5 protein-coding genes are annotated in these 5866 nt (G+C 43.7%); 2 read left to right on the forward strand and 3 right to left on the reverse strand.

Features of this window, described 5'->3' with window-relative positions; genetic code table 11:
- Positions 1-111 precede the first annotated feature (111 nt).
- Positions 112-1239, forward strand: a complete 1128-nt coding sequence (locus GNE10_RS31230) for an aryl-sulfate sulfotransferase (RefSeq protein WP_185569761.1) — start codon at positions 112-114, stop codon at positions 1237-1239.
- Positions 1240-1353: 114 nt separating this feature from the next.
- Positions 1354-2025 (forward strand): glutathione S-transferase family protein, encoded by a 672-nt coding sequence (locus GNE10_RS31235; protein WP_185569763.1) that lies wholly within the window; start codon positions 1354-1356, stop codon positions 2023-2025.
- Between the two features lie 409 nt (positions 2026-2434).
- On the opposite strand, the gene GNE10_RS31240 is transcribed toward GNE10_RS31235, so the two are convergent.
- The 3 genes from GNE10_RS31240 to GNE10_RS31250 all read right to left on the reverse strand — a co-directional run bounded on the left by GNE10_RS31240 (position 2435) and on the right by GNE10_RS31250 (position 5755).
- On the reverse strand, positions 2435-3520 hold the full coding sequence (locus tag GNE10_RS31240; RefSeq protein ID WP_185569765.1) for an ABC transporter ATP-binding protein: 1086 nt from the start codon (positions 3518-3520) through the stop codon (positions 2435-2437).
- Between the two features lie 435 nt (positions 3521-3955).
- The gene (locus tag GNE10_RS31245) at positions 3956-4840 is read right to left on the reverse strand and encodes a carbohydrate ABC transporter permease (RefSeq protein WP_185569767.1); all 885 of its coding nucleotides are present in this window, start codon (positions 4838-4840) and stop codon (positions 3956-3958) included.
- Between the two features lie 3 nt (positions 4841-4843).
- Positions 4844-5755 (reverse strand): carbohydrate ABC transporter permease, encoded by a 912-nt coding sequence (locus GNE10_RS31250; RefSeq protein ID WP_099066097.1) that lies wholly within the window; start codon positions 5753-5755, stop codon positions 4844-4846.
- Positions 5756-5866 lie beyond the last annotated feature (111 nt).

A 5866-nucleotide genomic window follows, 5' to 3' on the forward strand; every position in this document is an offset into this window, starting at 1 on the left:
GTAAAGGGGAAAGGGGAAAGGGTGAAGGGGAAAGGGGAAAAAAAAGATCCCTCCTTTTCCCAAGGCGTTGCCATCTCCCCAGTCATCAACTAAACATTTACCAGGTAGGATATGACTTTTACAGCAACGTTGGTTGACCAAAATACTATTCGTCGTCGGGGTACTGGTTTAAAAGCTTACAACCCTGAAAAAGTCTTCAAAGGATACACACTTTTTACACCCCTGACCGGTCAAGGTGAAGTTTACCTGTTGAATCTGGAAGGAGAAGTAGTACACCAGTGGAATCTGCCATATGCGCCGGGTTTATATGGTTATCTTTTGCCTAATGGCAACCTCTTTTATAACGGTAAGACGCCAGCAGAGGAACCACTGCGTTTTGCTTTGTGGGGTGCATTCAAAAGTGGGGTTGTATTAGAAGCAGATCCCAAAGGGAATATTATTTGGGAATATAAGCATCCAGACCACCATCACGATGGACGCAGGCTAGCCAATGGCAACACGATTATCCTTGCCATTGAAAAAATACCCCAGTCTTTGGTTCCCCGTATTAAAGGCGGTGTAGTGGGTACAGAAGCCAATGGTGATATCTATGCTGATGTGCTTTATGAAGTAACTCCAGCACATGAAATTGTTTGGACTTGGCACGCTTGGGAACATCTCGACCCAGATAAATTTACGATTACTCCCCAGGATCATCGACACGAATGGACTCACGGAAATACTGTCGGTGAACTCGCCGACGGCAATATTATTGTGAGCTTTCGTAATATATCCACAGTTGTAATTATCGATCGCCAAACCGGAGAAATCATCTGGACGCTGGGTGATGACGTACTAGCACAGCAGCATTTTCCCAACGAATTAGCTAACGGCAATATCCTGATTTTCGATAATGGCGCACATCGCCGTCACACTGCTCTCAATTTCTCCCGTGTGATTGAAGTCAACCGTCAAACAAAAGAGATAGTGTGGGAATATACCGATAGCCCTCCCCAAAATTTCTTTAGTTCCTACATATCAGGAGCGCAACGTTTAGCAAATGGCAATACCTTAATTACAGAAGGTGCTTACGGCCGGATATTCGAGGTGACAACTACAGGAGAAATTGTTTGGGAGTATGTCAACCCTCATTTTGCATCTCGGAATATTCCAGGTGAGAAATCGCCTGTCAGTCGTGGCGAACAAAATACAGTTTTCCGTGCCTTTCGTTATGCACCGGAAGAAATACCCTGGCTTTAAGGGTATTGGAATATGGGGCATGGGGTATGGGGAGAATTAAAAATTAGCTCTTTACCCCCTGTCCTCCATCTCTCCAGGTTCCAGGCGCAAATCTAATTCACAAAGGAAATTAAAATGGCTGAAATCAAATTATACAGTGCAGTTGTTTGTCCTTACGCTCACCGCACTCGGTTGGTACTTCAAGAAAAAGGCGTTGATTTCGATTTGATTGAAATCGATTTGCAGAATCCACCGGAAGGTTTTAGAAAAATTTCCCCTTATGGTAAAGTTCCGGCAATCACTCATAATGACCAGCGAGTTTGGGAATCAGCAATCATCAACGAGTATCTAGATGAGGTATTTCCGAATCCGCCTCTGTTACCCAGCGATCCTATTGCTAAAGCACAGGCTCGCATTTGGATTGATTTTGCTAATACCAGATTTGTTTCTGCTTTTTCTAACCTGCTGCGAAGTTCAGATGTCCAAAAACAAGAAGAAGCTAAACAGGAGCTATACAAACACCTGGAATTTATTGAAAACGAAGGTCTAGGAAAACTATCTGGGGAAGGCCCTTACTGGTTTGGTGAATCCATTAGTTTGGTAGATTTAACCTATTTCCCTTGGTTTGAACGTTGGGGCGCACTCAAGGAGTATCGTGGTTTTAGTTTACCCAGTGAATTTACGCGTGTGAAACAATGGAAGCACGCCCTCAAAGAGCGTGAATCTGTGAAAGCGATCGCTAACTCCAAAGAATTTTACATCGAGCGATATGCTAGATTCGCTGCACCCACTCCTGTTGGTGTTTAATCAATAGGATTTACCACAATACTGCTCGGGTTTTGGATTTTAAACTGGAATTTGGTTTGGGGAAAAGGTGAGCCAGCGCGGTCTTGGGGGTTTCCCCCATGAGCGACTGGCGAACCCCGAAGGGGTTAAAGGGTAAAGGTTAAAGGTTTTTTCTTTCCCTTTTCCCCTTTCCCTTTCCCCCTTAACCGACAAGTATTGGGATTTACCAAAGGTTATTTGTTGGAAGTGAATGTGAGCCGGTAAGGGTGCATAGAATATTTCGAGTTCAAAAAGATACCCTTGTAGTTCGCCAAGTCAACTTAGCTCTTTAAAGGGGAAAGGGAAAAGGTTTTAAATCCCTTCCCCTTTTGCCTTTAACCTTTACCCAACCTCCACCTAAGATTTTTGGGTTAGCAGACTACTAGCCGCCTCACATTTGCCTCTTAACAAGAGCATGACCAGATTCAACATCAAACCAGTGAAGATCTTCACAAGGCAATGCCAATGTAATATCCTCGTTATTCCAATTTTGGTCTGTTGGTAGCAAAGCACGTACTGTAATCGCTTCGGTTTGGGAACCTTCAACTCTGACACTTACTAAATAATGCATACCCAAGTTTTCCACTAGATACACTTTCCCTTGGATAATCTGGGTGTCTCCTGGTTGAGCAATGCGGACATTTTCTGGGCGGATTCCTAAAACAATCTGGGGTGGTACAGTAGGCAAATTTGGCAGAGGTATTTGGAAGTTACCCAGTGTGGCGGATTTTTCGTTACAAGGTAGAGTGAGTAAATTCATTTGTGGACTACCAACAAATCCAGCTACAAATAAATTAGCTGGATGGTTATAGATGAGTTCGGGCGGGTCTAGTTGTTGGACATAACCATCGTTAAGCAAAGCTACTTTCGTAGAAAGTGTCATTGCTTCTGTTTGGTCGTGGGTGACATAAACCACTGGAACTTTTTGGACGGCAAAAATTTGCTTGAGGTCGGCTCTAACTCGTTCTCGCAGCAGTGCATCCAGGTTACTTAATGGTTCGTCCAACAGATAGACATCGGCATTACGCACCAAAGCACGACCGACTGCAACCCGTTGGCGTTGACCTCCAGACATCTGACCTGGCTTGCGGTTCATCAACTCTGTTAATCCTAGAACTTCTGACACCTGTGTCACTCGCTGTTTAATTTCTGCTGATGGTACTTTTTTGAGCTTGAGTCCAGAAGCGAGGTTTTCGTACACTGTCATGTGGGGATAGAGTGCATAGCTTTGAAATACCATCGCAATGTTGCGATCGCCTGCTCCTTTATGAGTGACATCCACCTCCCCAATCTTTATTTGACCGCGAGTCGGTTCTTCAAGACCTGCAATCATCCGAAGGACGGTGGATTTGCCACACCCTGAAGGGCCGAGTAAAGTCAAAAACTCATCATTATCTACTGTTAAGCTAATGTCTTTGACAGGGACGACTTTGGAAGTATAGGTTTTATTTAAGTTTTTGAGTTCGAGTTTAGCCATTTTTTTACTTGTCAGCGATCGGTGGTCAGTTTTGAGTTTTTAGAAGGTAGTGGTCGAACCACAGAGGCGCAGAGAACGCAGAGAAAGAGAGAAAGAAGATTGAGTTGACCCCGCAAAATTCATGGGACAGAGAGTAGTAGTCTATGTCATTAGTTATGAGGGGTAAATAAGTTTGTAGTTAGGACTTTAGTCCTTGATTTTTAAGCACTGAAGTGCTTACTACAAACCCATCAAAATTAATGACATAGAATAGTAGTGGTTTATCGCATTAGTTCTGATGGGTAAACTCATTCTTAATTTTTCTTTCTTTGCGCTCTTTGCGCCCTTTGCGGTAGCCTGCGGCAAGCCGCTCCGCGTCTACGTTTATTAACCCAGCAAAATTAATGCGATAGACCAGTAGGAAGATGGATTCTTCATTTTGAATTGTTTGTCTCCCTATCCTTTGACAGCACCAGCAGTAAGACCTTGGACAATTCGGCGCTGGAAAAACAAAACTAATATAACTAGGGGAAATGTCCCCACAACGGTAGCAGCAGCGATAGCACCATAGGGAATCTCAAATACTGTTGCACCACCTAACTGAGCCGCAGCAACGGGAATCGTCTTTAATTCTTCGCGGGTCATGAACGTCAAAGCGAAGATAAACTCGTTCCAGGCAAAAATAAAAGTGAGAATTCCAGTAGTCACCAAGGCGGGGAGGGTCATGGGTAGTACGATTTGCCACAATAGTTGCAAAGTGTTGTAGCCATCGACCCTTGCAGAATCTTCTAAGTCTTTGGGCAATTGTTCAAAAAAACTTTTGAGTACTAGAATTGTTAGCGGTAAATTGATGGCAGTGTAGGGTATAATCAGCGCCAGATAGTTGTTGCCCAGTCTCAGAGCTTGAATAATTTCTAATAATCCCAAAAACAACAGAATTCCAGGAAATAAAGTCACAATGAGAATGCTCGCCAGGATAACTCGTTGTCCCCAGGGGCGTAACCGTGCCAAGGCATAAGCCGCAGGCGCTCCAATCGCTAAAGCCAAAGCTGTAGAAGTAATCGAGACAAAAGCGCTGTTAAAGATATAGCGCCAAAATGGACGGCGGGCGAATAATTCAGTGTAGTGACTAAAAGTGAATCTTGTAGGGAAATAAACAGTAGGAACGGCGGCAATATCATCGTTAACTTTAAACGAAGTTAGCAATTGCCATAGGGCTGGCGCTAGACTGAATAGCAATACTAATACAATTGCTATAAAAAACAAGATTTTTTTCAGAGAAAATTTAGTTTTCTCCGTTGCTCTGGAAGTAGTTGAAACTGCTTGTGGTGTTGAACTCATGAGTTAAATGACTCCTGATGTTTTAGCACGGTATTTGTTCAGCAAGAAAGTAGCGATCGCCACCGCCGCAATTAATATGAGAAATGTCACCACTACTAAGGCTGCTCCATAGCCAAAATCTAAGTAGCGCATCACCGTAGAGTAGATATACAGGGATACCACTTCAGTAGCACCACCAGGGCCACCCCCAGTCATCACAGCAATTAAGTCAAAAATTCCAAAAGCTTGAGCAAATCGAAATAGTACTGCAATTAAAATTTGCGGCAGCAGCAATGGCAGGGTAATATTGCGGAAGCTTTGCCAAGCATTTGCTCCATCAACAGAATAAGCTTCATAAAGGTCTTTTGATATCGACTGTAAGCCAGCCAACAGCAAAATACTAATAAAAGGCGTAGTTTTCCAAACATCAGCAAAAATCGCAGCTAGCATTGCCAGAGTCGGATCTCCTAACCAATTAATTCCGGTTTTAATCAACCCCAATCGCAGTGGAATGTCGTTGACAATCCCAAATTGGTCGTTAAAAATCCAAGCCCATGCCAGACCAATCAAAGCAGTAGGCAAAGCCCAAGGTAAAATAGCGCTCGTCCGTACTATACCCCGTCCAAAAAACTTCTGATTGAGAACCAGAGCAATTCCCAATCCTAACAATAGTTCCGAGAGTACGGATGCTGTTGTGAACACAGTAGTTGCCCATAAACTCTGCCAGAAACGACCATCTCCCGCCATCCGCACATAATTTTCTAAACCAGAGAATACAGGTTGTAACTCTGTTCCTAAGTTCTTAGTAAATACACTTAACCAGAATGCTCGTAAAATTGGATAGCCAAAGACAAATAACAACAGCAGCAATGCTGGCGTCAGCAAAATCCAAGCAGTTCTTTGTTCCCGACTTCGGAGTGTATGCAGATTAGTCATTAGTTTTTAGGCATTGGGCATTGGGCATTGGGCATTGGGCATTGGGCATTGGGCATTGGGCATTGGGCATTGGGCAGAGGGGAAAAACTTATCTCCAACGCTCCCCACCTC

Source organism: Nostoc sp. 2RC (assembly GCF_014222165.1).
GTDB classification, from domain to species: Bacteria; Cyanobacteriota; Cyanobacteriia; order Cyanobacteriales; family Nostocaceae; genus Nostoc; species Nostoc linckia.